This is a genomic window from Mucilaginibacter auburnensis (genome assembly GCF_002797815.1).
In the GTDB taxonomy this organism is placed as follows: Bacteria; Bacteroidota; Bacteroidia; order Sphingobacteriales; family Sphingobacteriaceae; genus Mucilaginibacter; species Mucilaginibacter auburnensis.
Genome location: NZ_PGFJ01000001.1, coordinates 1,791,421 through 1,813,931, shown reverse-complemented (window position 1 = coordinate 1,813,931; position 22,511 = coordinate 1,791,421). Strand labels below are relative to the sequence as shown.

The 22,511-nt window shown below is 42.5% G+C and carries 27 protein-coding genes; 19 read left to right on the top strand and 8 right to left on the bottom strand.

Annotation, left to right across the window (positions count from 1 at the left end; translation table 11 throughout):
• Positions 1 to 2: 2 nt before the first annotated feature.
• The gene (locus CLV57_RS08115; protein ID WP_100340807.1) at positions 3 to 590 is read left to right on the top strand and encodes a hypothetical protein; all 588 of its coding nucleotides are present in this window, start codon (positions 3 to 5) and stop codon (positions 588 to 590) included.
• A gap of 254 nt (positions 591 to 844) precedes the next feature.
• Here the strand turns inward: CLV57_RS08115 and CLV57_RS08110 are convergent, their stop codons facing one another.
• Positions 845 to 1,933: an AAA family ATPase gene (locus CLV57_RS08110; RefSeq protein ID WP_157799126.1), complete on the bottom strand. Its 1,089-nt coding sequence runs from the start codon at positions 1,931 to 1,933 to the stop codon at positions 845 to 847.
• A gap of 316 nt (positions 1,934 to 2,249) precedes the next feature.
• On the opposite strand from CLV57_RS08110, the gene CLV57_RS08105 reads away from it, so the two are divergent.
• The 4 genes from CLV57_RS08105 to CLV57_RS08090 all read left to right on the top strand — a co-directional run bounded on the left by CLV57_RS08105 (position 2,250) and on the right by CLV57_RS08090 (position 6,246).
• Positions 2,250 to 2,576, top strand: coding sequence for a DMT family transporter (locus CLV57_RS08105; RefSeq protein WP_100340805.1), 327 nt, complete (start codon positions 2,250 to 2,252; stop codon positions 2,574 to 2,576).
• 138 nt (positions 2,577 to 2,714) lie between these two features.
• Positions 2,715 to 3,191, top strand: coding sequence for a hypothetical protein (locus CLV57_RS08100; protein ID WP_100340804.1), 477 nt, complete (start codon positions 2,715 to 2,717; stop codon positions 3,189 to 3,191).
• A gap of 64 nt (positions 3,192 to 3,255) precedes the next feature.
• The gene (locus tag CLV57_RS08095; RefSeq protein WP_100340803.1) at positions 3,256 to 4,188 is read left to right on the top strand and encodes a Ppx/GppA phosphatase family protein; all 933 of its coding nucleotides are present in this window, start codon (positions 3,256 to 3,258) and stop codon (positions 4,186 to 4,188) included.
• 60 nt (positions 4,189 to 4,248) lie between these two features.
• Positions 4,249 to 6,246 carry a M1 family metallopeptidase gene (locus tag CLV57_RS08090; RefSeq protein ID WP_100340802.1) on the top strand — a complete coding sequence of 666 codons (1,998 nt, stop codon included), beginning with the start codon at positions 4,249 to 4,251 and terminating at the stop codon, positions 6,244 to 6,246.
• 46 nt (positions 6,247 to 6,292) lie between these two features.
• On the opposite strand, the gene CLV57_RS08085 is transcribed toward CLV57_RS08090, so the two are convergent.
• The 6 genes from CLV57_RS08085 to CLV57_RS08060 all read right to left on the bottom strand — a co-directional run bounded on the left by CLV57_RS08085 (position 6,293) and on the right by CLV57_RS08060 (position 9,728).
• On the bottom strand, positions 6,293 to 6,544 hold the full coding sequence (locus tag CLV57_RS08085) for an FUSC family protein (protein WP_100340801.1): 252 nt from the start codon (positions 6,542 to 6,544) through the stop codon (positions 6,293 to 6,295).
• Positions 6,545 to 6,577: 33 nt separating this feature from the next.
• Positions 6,578 to 6,859 (bottom strand): hypothetical protein, encoded by a 282-nt coding sequence (locus tag CLV57_RS08080; protein ID WP_100340800.1) that lies wholly within the window; start codon positions 6,857 to 6,859, stop codon positions 6,578 to 6,580.
• Between the two features lie 68 nt (positions 6,860 to 6,927).
• Entirely contained in the window at positions 6,928 to 7,203 is a 276-nt protein-coding gene (locus tag CLV57_RS08075) for a hypothetical protein (protein WP_100340799.1), read from the bottom strand.
• Positions 7,194 to 8,594 carry a radical SAM protein gene (locus CLV57_RS08070; RefSeq protein WP_100340798.1) on the bottom strand — a complete coding sequence of 467 codons (1,401 nt, stop codon included), beginning with the start codon at positions 8,592 to 8,594 and terminating at the stop codon, positions 7,194 to 7,196. Before CLV57_RS08070 ends, CLV57_RS08075 begins: the two co-directional genes overlap by 10 nt.
• A complete protein-coding gene (locus CLV57_RS08065) occupies positions 8,587 to 9,342 on the bottom strand; it encodes a prolipoprotein diacylglyceryl transferase (RefSeq protein ID WP_100340797.1) in 756 nt (251 codons plus the stop codon). Before CLV57_RS08065 ends, CLV57_RS08070 begins: the two co-directional genes overlap by 8 nt.
• A gap of 98 nt (positions 9,343 to 9,440) precedes the next feature.
• The gene (locus CLV57_RS08060; protein ID WP_100340796.1) at positions 9,441 to 9,728 is read right to left on the bottom strand and encodes a hypothetical protein; all 288 of its coding nucleotides are present in this window, start codon (positions 9,726 to 9,728) and stop codon (positions 9,441 to 9,443) included.
• A 97-nt stretch (positions 9,729 to 9,825) separates the two neighbouring features.
• On the opposite strand from CLV57_RS08060, the gene CLV57_RS08055 reads away from it, so the two are divergent.
• Positions 9,826 to 10,986, top strand: a complete 1,161-nt coding sequence (locus CLV57_RS08055) for a tetratricopeptide repeat protein (RefSeq protein ID WP_157799101.1) — start codon at positions 9,826 to 9,828, stop codon at positions 10,984 to 10,986.
• Position 10,987: 1 nt separating this feature from the next.
• Here the strand turns inward: CLV57_RS08055 and CLV57_RS08050 are convergent, their stop codons facing one another.
• Entirely contained in the window at positions 10,988 to 11,572 is a 585-nt protein-coding gene (locus CLV57_RS08050; RefSeq protein WP_100340794.1) for a riboflavin synthase, read from the bottom strand.
• 83 nt (positions 11,573 to 11,655) lie between these two features.
• On the opposite strand from CLV57_RS08050, the gene CLV57_RS08045 reads away from it, so the two are divergent.
• The 13 genes from CLV57_RS08045 to lysA all read left to right on the top strand — a co-directional run bounded on the left by CLV57_RS08045 (position 11,656) and on the right by lysA (position 22,396).
• On the top strand, positions 11,656 to 12,117 hold the full coding sequence (locus tag CLV57_RS08045; protein WP_100340793.1) for an NUDIX domain-containing protein: 462 nt from the start codon (positions 11,656 to 11,658) through the stop codon (positions 12,115 to 12,117).
• Positions 12,118 to 12,259: 142 nt separating this feature from the next.
• Positions 12,260 to 13,546, top strand: coding sequence for a DUF2851 family protein (locus CLV57_RS08040; protein ID WP_100340792.1), 1,287 nt, complete (start codon positions 12,260 to 12,262; stop codon positions 13,544 to 13,546).
• Between the two features lie 7 nt (positions 13,547 to 13,553).
• Positions 13,554 to 13,775, top strand: coding sequence for a PspC domain-containing protein (locus tag CLV57_RS08035; protein ID WP_100340791.1), 222 nt, complete (start codon positions 13,554 to 13,556; stop codon positions 13,773 to 13,775).
• A 74-nt stretch (positions 13,776 to 13,849) separates the two neighbouring features.
• Positions 13,850 to 14,752: a DnaJ C-terminal domain-containing protein gene (locus CLV57_RS08030; RefSeq protein WP_100340790.1), complete on the top strand. Its 903-nt coding sequence runs from the start codon at positions 13,850 to 13,852 to the stop codon at positions 14,750 to 14,752.
• A 12-nt stretch (positions 14,753 to 14,764) separates the two neighbouring features.
• Positions 14,765 to 15,055: a chaperone modulator CbpM gene (locus CLV57_RS08025; RefSeq protein ID WP_100340789.1), complete on the top strand. Its 291-nt coding sequence runs from the start codon at positions 14,765 to 14,767 to the stop codon at positions 15,053 to 15,055.
• A gap of 165 nt (positions 15,056 to 15,220) precedes the next feature.
• Positions 15,221 to 15,517 carry a hypothetical protein gene (locus tag CLV57_RS08020; RefSeq protein ID WP_100340788.1) on the top strand — a complete coding sequence of 99 codons (297 nt, stop codon included), beginning with the start codon at positions 15,221 to 15,223 and terminating at the stop codon, positions 15,515 to 15,517.
• A gap of 102 nt (positions 15,518 to 15,619) precedes the next feature.
• Complete coding sequence (locus CLV57_RS08015) at positions 15,620 to 15,952, top strand: MmcQ/YjbR family DNA-binding protein (RefSeq protein ID WP_100340787.1); 333 nt, start codon at positions 15,620 to 15,622, stop codon at positions 15,950 to 15,952.
• Positions 15,949 to 16,584 (top strand): Pr6Pr family membrane protein, encoded by a 636-nt coding sequence (locus tag CLV57_RS08010; RefSeq protein ID WP_100340786.1) that lies wholly within the window; start codon positions 15,949 to 15,951, stop codon positions 16,582 to 16,584. The genes CLV57_RS08015 and CLV57_RS08010 overlap by 4 nt, the downstream gene beginning before the upstream one ends.
• Positions 16,585 to 16,661: 77 nt before the next feature.
• A complete protein-coding gene (locus CLV57_RS18345; protein ID WP_157799100.1) occupies positions 16,662 to 16,838 on the top strand; it encodes a hypothetical protein in 177 nt (58 codons plus the stop codon).
• Positions 16,839 to 16,932: 94 nt separating this feature from the next.
• The gene (locus CLV57_RS08005) at positions 16,933 to 18,189 is read left to right on the top strand and encodes a metallophosphoesterase (RefSeq protein ID WP_100340785.1); all 1,257 of its coding nucleotides are present in this window, start codon (positions 16,933 to 16,935) and stop codon (positions 18,187 to 18,189) included.
• A gap of 196 nt (positions 18,190 to 18,385) precedes the next feature.
• Positions 18,386 to 19,378 (top strand): glycosyltransferase family protein, encoded by a 993-nt coding sequence (locus CLV57_RS08000; RefSeq protein ID WP_100340784.1) that lies wholly within the window; start codon positions 18,386 to 18,388, stop codon positions 19,376 to 19,378.
• A gap of 422 nt (positions 19,379 to 19,800) precedes the next feature.
• Positions 19,801 to 21,111, top strand: a complete 1,311-nt coding sequence (locus CLV57_RS07995) for an aspartate kinase (RefSeq protein WP_100340783.1) — start codon at positions 19,801 to 19,803, stop codon at positions 21,109 to 21,111.
• A gap of 100 nt (positions 21,112 to 21,211) precedes the next feature.
• Positions 21,212 to 22,396, top strand: a complete 1,185-nt coding sequence (gene lysA / locus CLV57_RS07990; protein ID WP_100340782.1) for a diaminopimelate decarboxylase — start codon at positions 21,212 to 21,214, stop codon at positions 22,394 to 22,396.
• Positions 22,397 to 22,511 lie beyond the last annotated feature (115 nt).

The following is a 22,511-nucleotide window of genomic DNA, read 5'->3' as shown; positions in this document are numbered from 1 at the left end:
ATATGAAAACGGTATCTATTATTTTAATTTTTCTTTTACCATTTACTTGCTTAGGGCAACAGGCAAAACCAGATCCCGAAAAAACTGCTATTAATAAAACCATAATATCATTTTTAAAATGGTACAAAGCGAGATTAAAAAATGGCATGACCTATCCAATTGCCCAAGGTGGCTATACAGATACCACTACACAAACGAGAATTGATTGGAACGGGGTGAAAACTTATTTAAATGAAGTTAAAGAAAGCGGCTATTTTTCAACAGTGTTTGTCAACAACATACGACACAATTTTGAGGGAATTGACAGCATAATGGCAAAAATATCGCCAAGTAAATACAGTACAAAAATTCCGGGAATGGATGCCGACTTTATATTCCCTACCTATGAGCCCGAGAGCTTTTTAGACCATATTGCTGAGGCTAAAACAAGGAAATTTTATCGGATTTATAAAAAGGCAATAGTGTCCGTAAACTTTTCCAGGTATACCAACTTGATTTTTACCTTAACAAAAAATGTTGAAACGCGTAAATGGGAGATTGATGATATAGGTTATGACGATCCGCAATTGTATAAGGTACTGAAAAATTAACTTTTAAGATATCGTCGGTTTAAAATAATCCCTGCTGGTTGAAGTTTAACAACTTCGTCCTAAAATACTGCAAGCATTCTGCTTGCTTAACAGGGGTTATAAATGACACAAATTTTTGCGGTCCATTAATAGCGCAGGAATGAAATTACTATTAATTATTACGTTAAGCTAAAAGTTTAATACATTTTAGGACGAAGCTGTAAGCTTCGACCAGTAGCGGGGCGGGATTTCTTGTGTCAAATTTCAGATTACCCTCAACCCCGCTTCACCATCCTCGCAACCGTACTTTTCGATATCCCCGTCCGTTCGGCAATAGCACGTATGCTCAAGCCTTGTTGATGCAGGCGGTCTACTTGTTCTTCTGCGTGGCGTTGCTGCTGCTCCTTGTAATGTTGCAGATGGTCGGCCTCGTGGGCAAAACCTTCAAACTCAAAGTGTACAAAATTATAAGGCTTGCTTATGCGGCAAAGGCAAACATTATCGGCACCATAATACTGTTTGCCGCTGCGCTGTTTAATTTGCTTAAGGTAGCGCAAACCGGCATCGGTCTGGCTGTCGCCGAGGGCAAAGGCGCTGTCGGCAAAGTTGATGAGCATTTTACTGCCTTGCAGGTCATTACGGGTAATGGGTTTGGCGGCATTGCGCTTGGGCGTATGTGCCAGCACCAGTACAGACAGGCCGTAATGATTTTTAATGGCCTGTAAGTTTCGCATCAGGCTGATGGCGCTTTCGGCAGCGTGCGTGCCGGTGCGTAAACAGGTAATGTTATCCAAAATAAGTGTACGTGCGCCGGTGGTGATAATGGTGTTTTCAAGCGCGTTGTTCATGTACTCAGCATAGTTTTTAAAGCGTTGCTGCCCGGTGGCATCGGGGTTGAGCACCAGGCGGTAAAAGTTGCTGCTAAATTTGTAATGCCCGTGCATATGGCTGCTGTAGCGTCCCTCAAACTGTTCGGCACTCAGTTCAAAATCAAAATACAACACCTTTTCGGGCGGTAAAACCGAACCTAATACCGGCAATGGTTCGGCGGCGGCAAGGGCATTGCCAATTTGAACTGCCAGTATTGATTTGCCGGCGTTGGTATCGGCAAACAAAATGCAAAGTTCACCACGGTACCAGAAATCGCCAAAAAGCTTGTCGGGCGAGTAGGATTGCGCGTCGGGCCGCAGCCAGTCGGCAGCCTTGCGCATAATAAATGCGTCGCCGCTGTCGGGTAAGGGTTGCTCCAGTTGTTGGCTTAGTTTCTTTTTCTGTTTAGCGGTAAGCGCTCCGCGAGCCATATCGCGTATCAGTTCAATTTCGGCCGGGCGCGATGGGTAAAGTGCTGCGTTGGTATGATTCATAAGTTTTAAGGTTTTATTCAAAGGTCGGCATTGTTTTCCGGCAAAGTGGTGACACAAGTGTGTCACCACCGGCACTTAGTGTACTGAAAGCCGTCCCATCCGGTGGACCAAAATGGCAGCAGCAAAGAAAAACGAAATAGAATTTGTCCCACCAGAAATTGAAAATTATATTAACCGTCTGGTTATCAATATCTAAAATCACCAACCCGACCATTAAATTATGCTATCGCGCATATCAACGTGGGACACGTTAGTGTAAGATGTTTACAGAAAAAACTTTGCGCGCTCGTCCACATAAAATCTATACTTTTACCCCATGAACTGGTTATTAATAGTTATTGCTGGATTATTTGAGGTGGCGTTTGCAAGTTGCCTGGGTAAGGTTAAAGAAACCAGCGGCACTGAAATGTACTGGTGGTTCGGCGGCTTTTTGCTCACCCTCTGCATCAGCATGACCTTGCTGGTTAAAGCCGCGCAAACGCTACCAATTGGCACAGCCTACGCCGTTTGGACAGGTGTTGGCGCCGTGGGTACCGCCATTGTGGGCATTGTGGTTTTTAAAGATCCGGCAACGTTCTGGCGCGTGTTCTTTATCACTACGCTAATCGGTTCAATCATTGGATTAAAGGCTGTATCGCACTAAATTAGCAGCATTTGCTTGCTGACTGATGCAAGCCGCAGACACCTAACGGATTGTTAACACAATAATAATGTTGTAGCTGTAGCGTTACCACGTTTGATAACGTATCATAGTGTAAATTGCGCACTCAACGTTATCACCATGAAAAAATTTCTCATTATTTGCCTTGTAATTTTTGTAGCCGGTATGGCCTGCAAAAAACCGCTTTGTGGCTGCTCTCCCGAAATGGGTCCCGAATTGCATTTAGGTATTAAAAACAGCGCCAGCGATGATCTGCTGAATACCAATACAAACGGCTCATTCCAACAGAATAAAATCAGCATCTACAAAAAAGACAGTAATGGGGCGGAAACAGCGGTTTACTTTACGGTTGTCCCTGCAAGTGCGTTCGGTACCGATTTTAAATACAATACCATAAGCGCCTACGCCTTTGGCGATTTGTTAAAATCAGGCAAGGGAAATATCTACCTGAAACTTGGCGACAACGCTCCCTATGAACTGAACATACAGCTTGACAGCAAGGGGCAGATAGGCAAATTGCTTATTGATAATATTGAAGCAGAAAAAGACGATTCCGCGCCAACAAGGCACCCTACTGTTTTTTATTTAACCAAATAGTGGCACAATGCATTTTGGTTAAAACATTAAAGTATTTTTAGCATTATTACAGCACAAACTGTATATGGCTAAACAAAAAACCGTTGCTGTGATGGATCTCGGCACAAACACCTTCCACTTACTGATAGCTCAAGGCACTGCTGCCAACTACACCGAACTTGTACATAAAAGCCTACCCGTAAAACTGGGTGAAGGCGGCATTAACAAAGGCACAATTGTTCCTGATGCCTTTAAACGCGGCATTGATGCCATGCAGCAATATGAGCAGGATATTACTAACAGCAACGTTGATGCCGTACGTTGTGTAGCTACATCGGCCCTGCGTAACGCCGGCAATGGTCAGCAGTTTATTAATGAGGTAAAAGAGCTTACACGCATCAACATTGAGCTGATTAACGGCGAGCAGGAAGCGGCCTACATTTACCAGGGGGTTAAACTGGCAGGCAGTTTAGGCGAGCAACCCTCGCTGATAATGGACATTGGCGGTGGCAGCGTTGAGTTTATTTTATGCAATGCCAATGAGATATTTTGGAAACACAGCTTTGAAATTGGCGCAGCGCGCCTGATGGATCAATTTCACCAAACCGACCCTATCCCCCTTGATTCTATTGCGGAGTTACATGCTTACATAGATGAAAAACTACAGGCACTATTTGAGGCTTGCGAAAAATACAGCGTGACAAGCATAATAGGATCTTCGGGAGCTTTTGAAACTTTTGCAGAAATAATTGAATTGGATAAACGCCATCCCTTCGACCTTAAAAATATTAAGAACTACCTCTTCAACACCAATGAGTTATTAATGGTTACAGATAAACTCATTGCCTCATCGCACAGTGAGCGTAAAAGCATGGAGGGTATTGTATCTATCAGGGTTGATATGATTGTTGTTGCGTCCCTGCTTACCCGTTTTGTGATGGAAAAACTGGCGGTAAACACCGTTCAGCTCTGCACCAATTCGCTTAAGGAAGGTATCTTGGCCGACTTGCTTGATTAGCACAAAGCTGCTTTATATTCCGGCTCTTACTGCGTATATTGCTATCCTTAACTGATACGCATGAAAATTAAACTCATCGCCTTTGTTGCGCTGTTGCTGTGCATTACTATCACTAAAGCGCAACGCAAACCCCGTAATACTGATAACGATACCATTAGGTCCAACTACAATCCGGCGGCTTTATTCTCACCACCGTTTTACAGCGAAAAAGGCAATGAAGTACATGCTCCTAATGGCGAGCCAGGCTCTAAATACTGGCAAAACCGCGCCGACTATGTTTTAAAGGCAAAAATTGATACTGCCAGCAAAATACTTACCTGTTCGGAGAAAATAACTTATACAAATAACAGTCCGGATAATTTAGGTTACCTGTGGTTGCAGATGGACCAGAATACCTACAAAAAAGATGCGCGCTCCAATTTTGTAACCGGTCGCCAGCCAGGGGCTGATCAGCATACAGATGGTTATCAACTGGAATCGGTTTCTATCTCGGTAAACGGCAAAATACAAAAGGCCAGCTATGTAGTTACCGATACCCGCATGCAAATACGCTTACCTGCAGCGTTAAAAGCCAAAGGCGGCAAAATAGATCTGCTGATCAACTATCGCTACACCATCCCGGGTGCATTTGGCGGCCGTACGGATTACACCCAAACTAAAAACGGAACCATTTTCGAAATAGCGCAATGGTTTCCGCGGATGTGTGTGTATGATGACCTAACCGGTTGGGATACCCTGCCTTTTTTAGGCAGCGGGGAGTTCTACTGCGAGTACGGCGACATCGACTACAGCGTAACCGTTCCATGGGATATGATCTTAGCGGGCTCTGGAGAGTTAGTTAACCCCATCGAGGTATTGACTGCAAAGCAAGTGAGCCGTTTAGCACTTGCCCGAAACAGCGACAAAACAATTATGATACGGTCTGCGCAGGAAGTTACAGATCCTGCTTCCCGCCCGGTAAATAAAGGCACGCTTACCTGGCACTTTAAAATGCTCAACACGCGTGATGTTGCTTTTGGCGCATCCAAAGCGTTTATGTGGGATGCTGCTCGGATCAACTTACCCGGTGGTAAAAAATCCATCTCCATGTCTGTTTATCCGGTTGAAAGCGCGGGCAATGATGCCTGGGGGCGCTCAACCGAGTACCTAAAACATGCCGTTGAATATTTCTCTGAAAAATGGTATCCCTACCCCTATCCTGCTGCCATTAACGAAGCGGGCCTGGCCGGTGGTATGGAGTACCCGGGTATTTTGTTTGATGGCATTACCGATAAAGGAAAAGAACTTTTTTGGGTTACGGCACATGAGATCGGTCACAACTGGTTCCCGATGATCGTGGGCTCCAACGAGCGCCGCTTTGCATGGATGGACGAAGGGTTTAATACATTCATAGACGTCTATGCATCTGATGTGATCAACAAAGGTGAATACGCGCCTAAACGTGATGGAGAGTACGCCCCCGGAGGCGGCAATCCGGCTGATGAAATTATTCCCGCTATAACTGATCCGGCATCTCCGGCTATCAACACTTACCCTGATGCTATACCTGAGAAATATCGCCATCCGCTTACGTATTTTAAACCTGCGTTTGGTTTAATATTATTGCGTGAGCAGGTTTTAGGTAAAGACCGTTTTGATTATGCTTTTAGCAATTACATAAGCAAGTGGGCCTATAAACACCCCCAACCCGACGACTTTTACCGCGCCATGGAAAACGGTGCAGGAGAAGATCTGGCCTGGTTTTGGCGAGGCTGGTTCCTGCACAACTATAAGCTTGATCTGGCACTCATCAGCGCTAAATATGTAGATGGCGATGCCAAAAAAGGCGTTGAAGTGGTTGTGGCAAATAAGGAAGCATGGGCCATGCCTTTCAATATTGAAGCAAAGCTAAAAGATGGCACTAAGTACCGCATGAAGCTCCCGATTGAAACATGGATACAGAATAAAGCAACAACTTTTGTTATCCCGACAACATCAGCCGTTGAAAGTGTTACCATTGACCCGGATGCCGCTTTGCCCGATGTAAACAGAGGCAATAATAGCTTAGCTGTCAAATAATGCTCATTGCATTAAAATGGTCATTGCCGGAAGTGGCGATGGCCATTTACTCCTTTATATTTCTGGCTGCTAATTCATCTTTAAGACCTGTGTTCTTTTTGTTGCTGTTGAACATCATGTAAACGAAGAACAACGGCAGGAAAGTAAACAAGCCCAGTCCGTTTTTATAAGTACTGTATATTGCTATGCCAATAATAAAACCGCATAGTACAGCATTGGTTATAGCTGCAGATTTAGCCTTCGCTTTCTCGGCTAATAATTCCTCGTCGGTTAATGAGGCAAATTTTGAGTCCTTCATAATAAATAGTAAACGGTTTAACACTAAAACCGGCTATAAACTTCCGCTTCCAACACAAGTAGAAAAGCCGATGGCCAATATCAAAAACGCGCTTAACACCCACATCCAATTTCTTTTATAAATAGCCGCGCAAATGCAAAATAAAAAATGAATAACTATCAGTAACGCATACAGTATCAAGCCCTCTCCTTTACCGGCTATCACAGATAAAGCACCATAGCCCAATAATGTCAGTAGGTTGAACCCAACCAACTTCATGCCTGGTTTCTTCGGCTCGGGTGGTATTGGGGTTGTGCGTTGGTTGTTCACATCCATTGCGTCTCCTCTTTTAAGTGGTTAAGATAAGCAACATTATCATTGTTGTAAAACAGGTTCAATTACATTTAAACTGAATAAGCTATCCAACAAGTAGAAAAGCCAATCAATAAAACAGCAAGTGCACTTAGCAGAAAAGCCTTGCGTTTAAAAAATATAGCAGTTAACAGGCAGATCACTATCTGTACCATCATAAAAAAAGCAGTACCCCACATCGGATAATTCTCTTCAGTTTGCCTGAAAAGTATTGTATAAATAATCATTACCACGAGGTTAATGCCTACAATCCACATAGTCCAATCTTTCTTGGCTGCCCGATTGTTGTTTTCGTTATTTATATCCATTGCATTTCCTCCTTTAATTGATTAAGGTAAGCTACCTTATCGTCTCTGTAAAACAAATTCATTGTTTCAAAAGGGATAATACTAAGGTCTTTATTCACAATGTGTACACAAGACTTTTTTATAGCCCTTACATCAAAATTCTGCGCGTCAATAAACTGCATAATGATGATACGGAACAAATTATCATAACCCAAACCCGGCGCGTCTATTTCGGGCAGACAACACATTATGGATTTCATGTGCTCAGACGCTTTTTCGACAGAGTTGCCCGTACTGAACATATTAAGTAAATGTCCTTTTAGCTGCTCATCCTGCTCATAGACTATCGTATTTTTCGAGTTATCCAGCAGATCATTAGGGTCTATCATTCGCGTTAGCGGAAAAACCTGGTCGCCAAGCTTTAACGCGTAGGCCATTACCAGCGCATCAGGGTTACAGGGTACCGGTATCAGGTCATTCGAGTTAAAGATGTTAGTTTGCTCCAATATTGCAGAGCGCACTTCGGTTAATGTATACCTGTCGGTTTCGGGGTTAAAGTTTTCTAACCTACCTGCTTGTTGTGTAGGTTGAAAGGTTACGCCCCTTACACACGGTTGTTTTAAAGCGTATTCAATAATTTCACCTATCTCACCGGTATTTAAGCCCTTTTGCAGCGTTACTACCAATGTGGTTGACAGGTTATATTTATTCAAGTTAGCAATGGCCTTTTCTCTAACCTCACGCAGATCTTCACCGCGTAATTCTTCTAAAGCTTCCTTTTTAAAAGAGTCGAACTGCAGGTAAATTTCAAAATCGGGCATGTAGGTTGCCAATCGTTTTACAAAAGATTCGTCTTTAGCAATGCGTATACCGTTGGTATTCACCATTAAATGCCTGATGGGTTTTGTTTTGGCAATATCCAGTATCTCAAAAAACTGCGGGTGAATGGTAGGTTCTCCTCCGCTTATCTGCACCACATCCGGCTGACCTTCGTTGGCTACCACAACGTCCAGCATCTGCTCTATCTCTTCCAGTGTGCGGTGCCTGCCATAACTTGGCGAAGACATGGCGTAACACGTTGGGCAACTTAAGTTACATCTGTCTGTTACCTCCACTACGGTGAGGCAAGAGTGCTGTTCATGATCCTGGCACAAGCCACAATCATACGGACAACCGTAATGCGTTTTGGTATTAAATTTTAATGGTATTTCGCTCCGCTTGGCATAATTGCGGCAGTTTTTGTAGTATTCAATATCAGTGGCGACAAGCACTTTTTCAAACCCGTGCAGTCTGCAGTTTTTGAGCATATAAACATTACCCTCTTCAAAAACTATTTTTGCGTCAACCCTGCGCAAACAGGTTGAACAAATGCTTTGTGTAAAATCATAATAAATGTACGGACGTTCAGGCATTTGGTTTAAGTTGAAAAAGTGTATACGGTTGGATAAAAACTTTATAATAATACAACAATCCGGCTATACAAACCAATTGTATAGTTGATAAGCCTATGGGGAAAAAATAGGCAGGTTTAATAAACTCTATCATCAATCTGAAAAGCAGATAACTTGCCAGAAAAATTTTGAACCTTACGCCATTAGCAAATTTGTATTTGCGCTCAACAGCACGCAAAATTAACCAAAGCGCTACCCAAAAAAGTATTTCATATAAATTGGTTGGATGCCGTGGTATGCCATCGCCAAAGTTAATGGCCCAGGGTAAAGTTGAAGGCACGCCATACGTTCCATCTTCCAGTCCTGCTAAAAAACAACCTATCCTGCCAATTATCATGGCTAATATGAGCGGGTAAACCATCAGGTCGCCGGAAGAAACGGTCACTCCTATTTGTTTTTTAACCAACTCGACACCAATTAAACCACCAAGCATGCCGCCCACAATGGTTTTGTTGCCCAAAAAATAAACAAGACTTAAACTTTTCAAGTTTTCGGGGTGTTCAAAAATGCCTACCAAATGCGAGCCTATAAATGCCCCGAAAGCAGCACCTATAAAAATGAGCAAGCGTTTATCATCAGTTATGCTGTCGGTACCGTGCTTACGCAGGTAGGCATAATAACGGTAACCTACAAAATAGGCAAGCGTTTCAAAAACTAAATGCAGTGGTAGAACGATGCTGCCAAGTTTTATTTCAATAGGAAAATGCAAGGTTTTTGTTTGGAAAGATAACGCAAGGTAGCGTTATGACCAAATATAATTGAGATTACCGTAAAGAAAAAAGCCCCTTTCGGGGCTTCATTTCAGATTTAAACTTTAAGGGCTTCCTGCTCTTTTAAAGCGGTAATGTTATTCTTATTACTGAAGTTGGCGGTTTGTGTGGCAAAACTTTCCAGTAACGCGGTTATACTGTCAAGGTTGTCGGCAACCCTCTGGTGCATATCCGGCAGTTCTTTTTCTAAACCTTTGTCGCCAAGGTCAATGTTATCAACTTCAATTTTTGCAAGCTTTTGTACTATAGCCTGTTGGCTGTTTTTCAAGTCCTCTAATTCGTGGACTATCTTCTCCATCAATCCAAATTTCTTTAACGTATCCATAAATATGTGTTTTAGTTAAAAACTATAAAAACAACGCCTCACATTATATTTTGTTTAAAATTTGGTTTTTTGCGTTTTAACTAATACTTTAGTTTTTATGAAATATCTATCTCTCCTACTCTTTATTGCATTTTATTTTTCGATGGAAAGCTATGCGCAGGAAACCCGCAAAACGGATGATGCACTCCTGCTGGATTACTACCAGGGAGGACGTTATGCTGAGGCCCTAACCTACCTCAAAACGGTTTATGCTGAACCGGTAAGTGATGCAAAAGAGTTGACCCGTTTGGCTTATACAGCGTCTATGGCGAATAAACTACCGGAAGCAGAAGCTTATTACCAGCAGATATACAACCGCGACACAACCAACAAAACGTCGCTTTACAATATGGCCACCATTAATCAGCGCAGGGGTAATAATTTTAAGGCCGAAAGCTATTTGAAGAAATACATCAAGTTAGATACCACTACCTTTGCTGTTTATAAGCAACTGGCCAACTTTGCTGCTACCAAAGCCGACTTTACAGCTCAGCTTGCCTATTTGCAGAGAGCTAATAAACTTGATTCCATTGAATTTGACGTTGCGGCAGATCTGAGCGACCTTTATGTTAAACTTAAATTTAATCAGCAGGCAGAAAAGGTTTTATCAGTAGCTATAGCGGCCGATCCTGAAAATATTGTTTTACTGCAAAGCTTACTGAAGCTGGCATCGGCACAAAAAAAGTGGCAACTGGCCGTAAAAACCGGTGAGCAATTGTTACAGGCCGGAGATGGTTCTGCGTTTACGGCAACCAAACTGGGCGTAGCTTATTACCAGATGAAAAGCTATCGTTGTGGCATTGAAACGCTGGCTGCCCTGCCGGATATATTTCAAACCGAAGTAACCGCGTATTTTACCGGGGCTTGTTACAAACAGTTGAAAGATCCTAAAAATGCTGTTTATTATTTTGACAAAGCTATCAAGTTGAGCATATCGCCAAGTACCAATACCTATTACAGCGAAATGGGCGATACTTACGAAGGCATGAAACTGTTAAGCAAAGCGCAGTCATCCTATCAAAAAGCCCTGTTATATGATGAGAAGCCGCTTACACTTTATTTCTTAGCCAACTTGTTCGACAGGCAACTAAAAGATCCATCCAGCGCTTTGAAATACTTTAAAAAGTACTTGGCTTCAAAGCCCGATGCTAACGAGGAAAAAGATTATATAGCCTACAGCAAAAGTCGCGTTGAGCAATTAACAGCTGCTAAAAAATAGGTTAACGTTGCATTAACCGCGCTACGTATTTGCCAATAATGTCAAACTCCAGGTTCACTACTAAGCCTTCGCGCACATTATGCAGGTTGGTATGCTCATAAGTGTAAGGAATAATAGCGACTGAAAAACTATTGACCTGCGAGTTAACCACGGTTAAGCTGATACCGTTAACGCAGATAGAGCCTTTTTCAACCGTTACGTTGCCTTTGGTAGCGTCGTATTCAAACGTGTATTCCCAACTCCCATCCAGCTCTTTATAAACAGTGCATATAGCGGTTTGGTCTACATGGCCCTGTACAATGTGGCCGTCTAAGCGGGCATTCATTTGCATACAGCGTTCCAGATTCACGGGCTCACCAACCTGCAGGTGCCCTAAATTTGTTTTGCTTAAAGTTTCGTCAATAGCCGTTACGGTATGCTCGCCATCGGCTACTTTAACCACAGTTAAACACACACCATTGTGCGCAACCGATTGATCAATTTTTAACTCGTTTGATATTGCTGATGCAACGGTGATGTGCAGGTTGCCCTGTTCGTGTTGCAGATTGGTAATTGTACCTAAGGTTTCTATAATTCCTGTAAACATACCCCCCAGCCCCCTAAAGGGGAGCTAATGCTGCAAAATTAATTATTAAACATTTAAGTTTGTCAGCTGTAATTCATTATATCATGCCCAAACAAAGCGCCGGAATACTGTTTTACCGAATTATTGCCGATGTACCACAGGTTTTCCTGGTGCACCCGGGTGGCCCGTTCTTTAAAAATAAAGATGCCGGTGCATGGTCAATCCCTAAAGGTGAGTTCTTAGATGATGAAGACCCGCTGATGGCTGCCAAACGCGAGTTTTTGGAAGAAACCGGGCGAACTGTTGATGGCGATTTCATAAAGCTTAACCCGGTAAAATTAAAAAGCGGTAAAACCATATATGCCTGGGCCGTTGAAGGCGACATTGACCATAACAAAATTGTAAGCAATGTTTTCGAAATAGAATGGCCGCCACGCAGCGGCAAAAAAGCTGCTTTCCCGGAGGTTGACCAGGCAGGATGGTTTGGGATAGAGGAAGCAGCGGTAAAAGTAAATGAGGCACAGATTGGGTTGTTAGAGGAGTTGGTTCAAATATTATCCGAATAACTGTCATCCTGAGCAGAGCGAAGGATCTTATACGCTTTGCTAACCAAGCGAACGGCACAGCATGGTTTATAAGATTCTTCGCTATCGCTCAGAATGACAAGTTGAATTTTCATTTTTCCCATAAACCACCTACCTTAGTTTCATGCTTATCACAGAGGATTTTTTGCATTATGTATGGAAGTTCCGCTTGTTTGAACGTTCCGCATTTCAAACTGTAGACGGCATTGAACTGGAGATCAATTCTGCCGGTTTACACAATACAGATTCCGGTCCTGACTTTCATAATGCCCGCATCCGTATTGGCGATACCTCATGGGCAGGTAATGTTGAGATACACATTAACGCGTCCGACTGGCAAAAGCATAACCACAATACCGATAATGCCTACAGGAATGTGATACTGCACGTTGTTTACAATAATGATGCACCGGTTTTTCTACCTGACGGACGGCCGATCCCTACTCTCGAATTAAAGAACCGCATTCCGGATGACTTATACGCCCGATATCATAATTTAATTTACGGCCAGAAGACCATCATTCCGTGCGAAGCGAGCATATCCAAACTGGACGATTTTACGCTGCGCACCTGGTTTACCCGGGTATTGGTTGAGCGCTTAGAAAAGAAATCAGCAGCGGTAATTTCTGCGCTTGAGGTAAACCGCGGCGATTGGGAAGAGACTTTTTATCAGTTTTTAGCGGCTAACTTTGGCTTTAAGGTGAACGCTTTGCCGTTTGAATTGATGGCACGCTCACTGCCGCAAAATATACTGGCGAAAAACAAAAGTAATCCGCTGGCTATTGAGGCTCTAATATTTGGGCAGGCCGGTATGTTAGGCGACGATTTTGAAGATGAATACCCGCGCCGCTTAAAACAAGAGTATGATTTTCTTCGGAAAAAATATAACCTCTCTCCTATTGAAAAACACCTTTGGAAATTTATGCGTTTGCGGCCGCAAAACTTCCCGACCATAAGGCTGTCACAGTTTGCCGCATTGATAGTCAGTTCCAATCACCTGTTCTCGAAAGTGCTGGACATACGGGATGTTAAAGCATTACCGGATCTGTTTGATGGCATAAAAGTAAATGAATACTGGGATGACAGGTACAGGTTTGATAAGCCATCAAAACCAGCAGCAAAAAATTTAGGCTCTGCATCAATTAATGTATTACTTTTAAACACTTTAGCTGTATTTTTGTTCAGCTATGGTAAGCACCATCAGCAAGAGTACTACATTAACCGTAGCCTCAAGTTGTTGGAGAGTTTACCCGGCGAACAAAATCAGATCATTGACGATTTTAAAGCCGTAGGAATAAAGGCAGCGTCGGCGTTTGAGTCTCAGGCTTTGCTGGAGCTGAAAAATTATTATTGTAATTATAAGAAATGCCTGCAATGCAGCGTTGGTAATAAAATATTGAAGTTAGCTTGAACTCATTATGCTACAAAAGTTGATCACCTTTTTTGAACGTTACTCCTTTGGGGTTTGTACTTATTTAGGCGAACGCTTTAACGTTTCTATTTCCAAGATCAGGTTATTTTTTATTTATTCTTCTTTCTTAGCTGTAGGCTTTCCGCTTATATTTTACTTCTTCGCAGGTATTGTGCTTGACATCCGCAACTACGTAAAGCGTGGCCGCGCCGGTATTGCCGACAGGTAATTTCCTGCCTCCGATCATTTATTTATAAAAACCAATGTGTTATTTTTAGGGTTTAATACCTACAAGTAACAGCTATGGCATTTATTGATTATTACAAGGTTTTAGGCCTTGATAAATCGGCATCAGATAAAGATATTAAAAACGCTTACCGTAAACTGGCGCGTAAGTACCACCCCGACCTTAACCCTAACGATGAGGAAGCCAACAAAAAATTTCAGCAGCTTAACGAAGCCAACGAGGTATTGAGCGACCCCGAAAAGCGAAAGAAATACGATAAATACGGTGAAAACTGGCAGCATGGCGAAGCTTACGAGCAAGCACAGCAACAAAGGCAACAGCGCCAGTACGGCGGCGGTGGCGGGCAGGCTTTTGATTTTGAAGGCTTTGGCAATGGCGGCGATTTCTCAGACTTTTTTCAATCAATGTTTGGGGGTGCCGCTGGCGGAGGGCGCGGCAGGCAGGCGCGTTACCGTGGTCAGGATTATAATGCAGAGTTACAGCTTGATCTTACCCAGATTGCAGAAACACATAAACAAACACTTACCGTAAACGGCAAAAACATACGCATTACCATACCGGCGGGCGTTGAAAACGGGCAAACCATAAAAATTGCAGGGCACGGGGGTGCAGGAGTAAACGGCGGTCCGGCAGGCGATCTTTTTATTAAGTTTTTGGTAGCAGATGATCCGCGTTTTAAGCGACAGGGAGCGGATCTTTTTGCAACGGCTAAAATTGATGTTTACACAGCCGTACTGGGCGGCGAACTTACCATTGAAACCCTCACCGGAAAAGTAAAACTAAAGGTAGCACCCGAAACCCAAAACGGAACCAAGGTTAAATTGAAAGGGAAAGGCTTACCTGTTTACAAAAAAGAAGGCGCCCACGGCGACCTGTACATAACCTATGATGTGCAAATACCTACCAACCTTACCGAAAAGCAAAAGCAATTATTTGAAGAACTGGCCAAATCATCATAAAACGTAACTATTATGAGAACAGAGAGTTTAATAGCTGCCAAACAATTTTGCATTTACCACGAGGTAGAAGATACATTTATTGCAGAGTTGAAAGATGCAGGGTTAATTGAGATCACCATAATAGATCAGGAGCACTACATTCCTGAACATGAATTGCAGAAACTGGAACGGTTGATACGCCTGCACAATGAGCTGGAAATTAACACTGCAGGCATAGAAGCAATAACCCACCTGTTGCAGCGCCTGGAAGCTGTTCAGGAAGAGATGCGCCTGCTTAGAAACAGGTTAACGGCGTATGAATAGAACAAGTTGTTTTGTTTTATCGTCATATTATCAACTACAAGCCATTTTAATAAGTTGTTTTACAGCTTTTTACAACATTATGCAAAGTATTTGTTAAACCCTGCATAGCTGTGTTTGTCATATCAATACAAACAACAACAGTTTATATTTTTAACACATACTACAATGAAAACTTTAAAATTAGCCATAGCAACAATAGCATTAGTGTTAGGATTTCAGGCTGCCAACGCGCAGGTTAGCGTAGGCATTCATATAGGTACACCGCCGCCACGCCAGGTGGTTGTAGTAAACAGACCGGTAGTTGTACACCGCGCCCCTGTTGTATACGAACGCCCCGTGGTTGTACGCCATCGCCCGGTTATTGTACACCGCGGTCCGGCAAGGTATCGTCAGGTAGTTCACTACCGTCATGGCAACCGTTACTATGTTAACCAACCTTGCTATGTTGCCTACAGAAGATAATGTACAACAAAGAACAGAATGGCAAACGGCCCTCAAAATTTGAGGGCCGTTTGCTTTTATTCACTTTGATAGGTTATCTTTAATTCAAAATTAATTAGCTACATGGTCGAAATAGAAGCTGTTAGAGCATTCGCGCTTTCACTGCCCGGCACGGAGGAATACGACCATTTTGGCAAACCGGCTTTCCGCGCTAATAAACGTACATTTGCTACACTTTGGGTACCCGAGCAACGTGCCATGGTCAAGCTTTCGCTAATAGACCAATCGGTATTTTCAGCATTTGACCCTACAGTGATCTATCCGGTTCCAAACAAGTGGGGCTTACAGGGATGTACCTTTTTTGATTTGACTAACGTAAGACAAGACATGCTGGAAGATGCCCTAACCACCGCCTGGCAAGCCACTTCACAAAAACGTACCGGCAAGAAAAAATGAAAAGCAAAGTCCAGCTTGCCTATGCAGCTCTATTAGCCTTGATCATATGGATAGGCATTATATTGCAGTTTTACATTTCTATTCCTGATTATCTGGAAAAAGGCCGCACGTTAGGCGGAGCCATAGTTCAACTGTTGAGCTACTTCACCATTCAAACCAATCTCCTGCTGGCGCTATTGTTAAGCCTTCTTGTTTTAAAGCCTCAATCAAAATTGGGCAGGTTCTTTGCTGCTCCACATGTAATTGGAGCAATGGCTGCTTATATTATTATTGTTGGTTTGGTTTATCATTTTATGCTCCGCACCCAGTTCCACCCTGTGGGTCTTTTTAAAACTACAAGCGATATTTTTCATATTTTGAGTCCGATTGCATTTGTGCTTTTCTGGTTGTTTCTCGTCAAAAAAACGCGCATCAAGTGGATCAATGTGCTGTTGTGGCTGGTATATCCCCTATTTTACACAATATATGTTTTAATACGAGGGGCATTTACAAGCTACTACCCTTACAACTTTTTAGAAGTTAGCACTTTAGGGTTTGATAAAGTGATGGTTAACTGCGGCTTTTTGTTGATAGGTTTCATTATACTTAACGCAGTTTTAATTTTGATCAGCAGGTTGGTGGCCAAACATTAAAAACTTTGCTGCAATTAAACCTTAGCATTTCTTTTCAGTTTAAATAATAGCGTATTTGAAGTGGAAGGGTATGTATCATGAAAAAATCAATCATTAATTTAATTGCTGTTACCGGTTTAATTATTACAGTTAGTAGTTCAGGCTGCATGGTGCATCGTCATGTAAGGCACAACCACAGCTACAGCAATGATCGTTATCACAAAAATTACGACGAAAACCGCGGCCTGCGTTACGAGCATCCCAGGTATTATTAATAATTGCGGAAAGCCTTATTCCAGGCAAAGCATAAATTTTACATCCAAATTAGCTTTGCTTTTTTAAATTGCGGCTTAAAGTTTTCTAACACGCATGCGCAGAGGCAATTTCCTTCCCATTTTTTTAATAGTTGCATTAATTAGTTTCCTTTTAGACTGGTACGTATTCTCCGGACTAAAAACTTTAACTGCAGACTGGAAATCGCAAATTGCACGGGCGGTGCTTACTTACGGATTCCCGCTCCTATCTGTAGCAGTGACCATTATTTTTTTAATAAGTTTTGGCACCATGCGTGGCCGTGCGGGCATGAACCATTTTAATGAGTGGATGTTAAGCCTGTTTTTGGGTTTTTTAGTAACTAAGCTGGTTTTTGCCATTATACTTGGCCTGGGCGATCTGGGTGGTGTTTTTGTGGGCGTTTATAATTTGGCTACTCAACCAAAAGGAACAGCACACTTTCCCGGCCGTAGAAAATTCATCAGCGAATTGGCCGTTCTAATAGCCGCGTTTCCTTTCTTCGGATTTTTGTATGCCATTGTAAGGGGCAAGTACGATTACCGGGTGCACCGCAAAACCATTTACTTTGATGAATTGCCCGAAGCGTTTGATGGCTTTACCATTACGCAGCTATCAGATATTCACTCAGGAAGTTTTGATAATGAGGCCGCTATGCAAAAAGGTATTGACCTTGCGCAGGCCCAGAAAAGCGATCTGTTTGTATTTACCGGCGATCTGGTTAATAACCATTCCGACGAGATAGAGCAGTACATAGACAACTTCAGCAAACTGCGTTCACCTTACGGGCAATATTCCATTTTAGGCAATCATGATTACGGTGATTATGTTCAGTGGGGCAGCGAAAAGGAAAAAGCTGATAATCTGGATAAACTCAAACGTCACCATAAAGAAATCGGCTTCCGTTTGCTTTTAGATGAGCACATCGAACTGGAAAAAAATGGTCAAAAAATAACATTGGTAGGTATTCAAAACTGGGGACGTGGTTTTGTGCAAATAGGCGACCTGAACAAAGCAATGCGTGGCGTAGACAAAGACGCTTTCAAAATATTGCTATCTCACGACCCAACCCACTGGGAAGAGCAGGTACGTAAGTATCCGGTTGATATTCATTTAACTTTATCCGGCCATACGCACGGCGCTCAGTTTGGTGTTGAGGTTGCCGGTATACGTTGGAGCCCGGTTCAATACCGTTACCTTAACTGGGCCGGTTTGATCCATCAAAAAAACCGTTACCTGTACGTTAATCGTGGTTTCGGCTTCCTTGCCTTCTCTGGCCGGTTAGGCATCTGGCCGGAAATAACCGTTATTACGCTCAAAAAGAAAACAGCTTAAGCCTGGTTTTTCTGTACTTAACATCTAACAATAACTTAACACGCGTTTAATACTGTGCGTATAGCTTTGCAGCATTAATTAAATGAGGCGCTAAACCACCGTTCTTTTTTCATTTAAATAATAAGATCAGTTAATTATAAAGAGAGCAACAAATTGCTCTCTTTATATGTTAATGCTCTTTAATTAAACACACTTAATGAAGATACTTTACGCTATACAAGGCACGGGTAACGGCCACCTAAGCCGTTCAATGGATATTGTGCCGCTGCTGCAGCAAATGGGCGATGTTGATGTGCTGGTGAGCGGCAATCAGGGCGACCTTAACCTACCCTTCCCCATCAAATACAAACTTAACGGCTTCGGTTTCATTTTTGGGAAATCCGGGGGCGTTGATATTTGGAAATCATTCTTAAAATCGCGTTTCCGTAAATTCCTTAAAGAGATAAAAGAACTACCCATTGATAAATACGACATTGTTGTTAACGACTTTGAACCCGTTTCTGCATGGGCATGTTACCTAAATGATAAACCCTGCATTGGGTTGAGCCATCAGGCAGCAGTGTTAAATGAGCATACGCCAAAGCCTGAGGAGTCTGACATGGTAGGAAAACTGGTGTTGAAGAACTACGCGCCGGTAACCGCCCAATATGGCTTTCACTTTAAAAAATACGACAAGAAAACTTTTACACCGGTTATTCGTCAGCAGGTGCGCGAGCAACGTGTAAGCAACAAAGGCCACTACACGGTTTACTTGCCTGCCTATGATGACAAACGCCTTATCAAACGCCTGGCCGAGTTTCCGGACGTGCACTGGGACGTTTTTTCAAAACACAACAGTAAGCCGAAACAATACAATAATATCTTTATTCAGCCCATTAACAACAAAGCATTTATAAAAAGCATGGCCGAAAGCGAAGGTGTGCTTTGCGGTGCCGGCTTTGAAACCCCTGCCGAGGCTTTGTTCATGAAAAAGAAATTACTGGTTATCCCCATGAAAAACCAGTACGAACAGCAATTGAACGCTGCCGCTTTGAAAGACATGGGCGTACCTGTTATAAAAAGCCTGAAATCAAAACACCACGAGACCATACTGAACTGGATAAACAATGGAGAGGTTATTAAAGTAGATTACCCCGATACCACAAAAGAAATTCTGCAGATGGTATTTAAGGAAAATGGATTGCTTTAACTAAAAGTGTCAACACCTGATAGATCTGGAAAATTTAATGGCAACAAAAAAAGCCACCTGCATAAGCAGGTGACTCTGGTTAGCTATTTAATACCCCTATTAAAATAACCTACTGTAAATCTCGAAATTAAAATTGGGCTACACAATTCTGTTTGCCATATTTTTAGCAAAACTCACTTATACGTCAGTATTTACGTCGTTTTAAGCAATTTTATTTTGAATAACTGCTTAACTGATATGATAATCATAACATGGCAGGTAATTAGGAGATACTATAACTACCATCAGATAGAGATAGTAATTTTATTGTGTGCATTAACAATTAAATCTTTTTAAAACCCTATTTTTAGCGCCTCTAAAACACGTACCGTTTAGCACTTTAGCCGGTTAAATTAAGCGGTGCGCTGACTATAAAACACAAAATGAAAGTTTTAAAATTTGGCGGAACATCAGTAGGCAGTCCCGAGCGGATGAAGAAACTGTTGGATATTATTGATGCTTCCGAAAGGCAGATAGTTGTACTATCGGCAGTATCGGGTACAACCAACAGTTTGGTAGAAATAGCACAAGCTTATCAAAGCAGTGATAAGGCAAAGGCGGCTCAATTAATCAGCATCTTAAAGGAAAAGTACGAGGTTTTTATTAAAGAACTTTTTGCCCAACCCGAGTTTTTAAGACAAGGTAAGGAAGTAATAGATTATCACTTTTCGTTACTGAGCAGTCTGGCTAATGACCTTTTCACTACTATTGAAGAGAAGATCATTCTGGCACAAGGCGAGTTACTTTCAACCACATTATACCATGTTTATCTAAAAGAAATTGGCGTTCCTTCAGTATTGTTGCCCGCGCTTGATTTTATGAAGACAGACGAGGACAATGAACCTGTGGTTGACTACATTACTTCGCACCTTACGCCACTTTTAGAACAATATCCTGATAATAAAATATTTATTACCCAGGGTTACATTTGCCGCAATGCATTTGGCGAGATTGACAATCTGCGCCGTGGCGGAAGCGATTATACGGCATCACTGATTGGTGCAGGCATCCGCAGTGAAGAAATACAGATATGGACAGATATTGATGGCATGCACAATAATGATCCGCGGATTGTTAAAGGCACCGCTCCTATCGCCCAACTTTCATTTGATGAGGCTGCCGAACTGGCTTACTTCGGCGCTAAAATATTGCATCCGCAAAGCGTGTTCCCGGCGCAGAAGTACAAAATACCGGTACGACTGCTTAACACCATGGAGCCGAAAGCGCAAGGCACCCTGATCACTAATGATAGCGAAAAGAATAAAATAAAATCTATTGCCGCTAAAGACGGTATTACCGCTATAAAAATTGTATCGAGCCGCATGTTGCTGGCTTACGGCTTTTTACGCCGTGTGTTTGAAGTTTTTGAACGATACAGAACGTCTATTGATATGATCACCACTTCGGAAGTGGCCGTATCATTGAGTATAGACGACACAACTTACCTGAAAGAGATCTTGGCAGAGTTAGAGGCTTTTGGCAATGTAGAAATTGATACCGAACAAACCATTATTTGTGTGGTTGGCGATTTTGCTGCCGATAAGCATGGCTTTGGTTCGCGTGTGTTGGAAGCTTTAAAGCATTTACCATTACGTATGATCAGCTACGGCGGCAGTGACCATAACCTTTCGGTATTGATAAAAACCGAAGATAAAGTGGAAGCTTTGAGAAGTTTGCATAGCAGACTGTTTTAGCCCCACCCAACCCTCCCCTGAAAGGGAGGGCTTTATAAATTAATAAGAAACACAATCAACAAAAGTCTCACCCTTTAGGGGGAGATTTAGAGGGGGAAAAATGTTCAACCAAAATACAGTTTCGCGTTTCCAGGGCATTGAAACGCCGTTTTATTTCTACAATATGGAAGTGTTGCGCCAAACGCTGGCAGCATGCCACTCAGCTTCATCAAAATACAACTTCCATGTACATTATGCCATGAAGGCCAACTTTAACCCCAGGGTGTTAGAGATGATCCAATCTTTTGGTTTTGGTGCCGATTGTGTGAGCGGCGGTGAGGTACAGGCAGCAATTGAGCATGGCTTTGGTAAAGACAAGGTGGTATTTGCTGGTGTGGGTAAATCTGACCGGGAGATCAATGCTGCTTTAGATGCCGACATATTCTGCTTTAACGTTGAATCTGTACAGGAACTGACCATCATTAATGAATTAGCTCAGGCCAAAAACAAAACAGCTGGTGTAGCTATTCGCATCAACCCCAACGTTGACGCGCACACCCACCACTACATTACCACCGGTTTAGACGAAAATAAATTCGGCATTAATACCTGGCAGTTAAATGATGTGGTAGAAACACTGCGCGCGTGCAAAAACCTGCAGTTTTTGGGCATACACTTCCATATCGGTTCACAAATTACAGATCTGGAAGTTTACCGTAGCCTGTGCATCCGCATTAATGAAATGCAGGAGTGGTTTGAAGACCGCGGACTTAAAGTTAAAATTTTGAACGCGGGAGGCGGTTTAGGTGTAGACTATTACAATCCTGATACCAACACCGTAGCCAACTTTGAGGGCTACTTTAAAGTATTTAAAGATTTTCTGAATGTAAAACCGGGTCAGGAAGTGCATTTTGAATTAGGCCGTGCTTTAGTTGCACAATGTGCCTCATTAATATCAAGGGTACTCTACGTAAAAAACGGCCAGAAAAAGAATTTCCTGGTTTTAGATGCAGGTATGACCGAGCTAATGCGCCCTATGTTGTACCAGGCTTATCACGAAATTGAGAATATCAGCAGGCAAGCTAATAGTCCGGAAGTCGAAAAGTCCGAAGGTTTGAAAGATACTATTCATTATGACGTTGTTGGGCCTATTTGCGAGAGTACGGATTGTTTCCGTAAGGATGTGGAGCTTCCGGAATCATTCCGTGGCGACCTGATAGCTGTACGTACCGCAGGCGCTTATGGGGAAGTAATGGCTTCGGGGTATAATTTGAGGAATAGAGCAGAGAGCGTTTATTCGAATTAAAAATCTATAATACCACCAAAAAATAATTGTCATTCTGAGCGATAGCGAAGAATCTTATAAATAATGCTGCACCAAGCGACGGGTTGGCAATGCGTACAAGATTCTTCGCTATTGC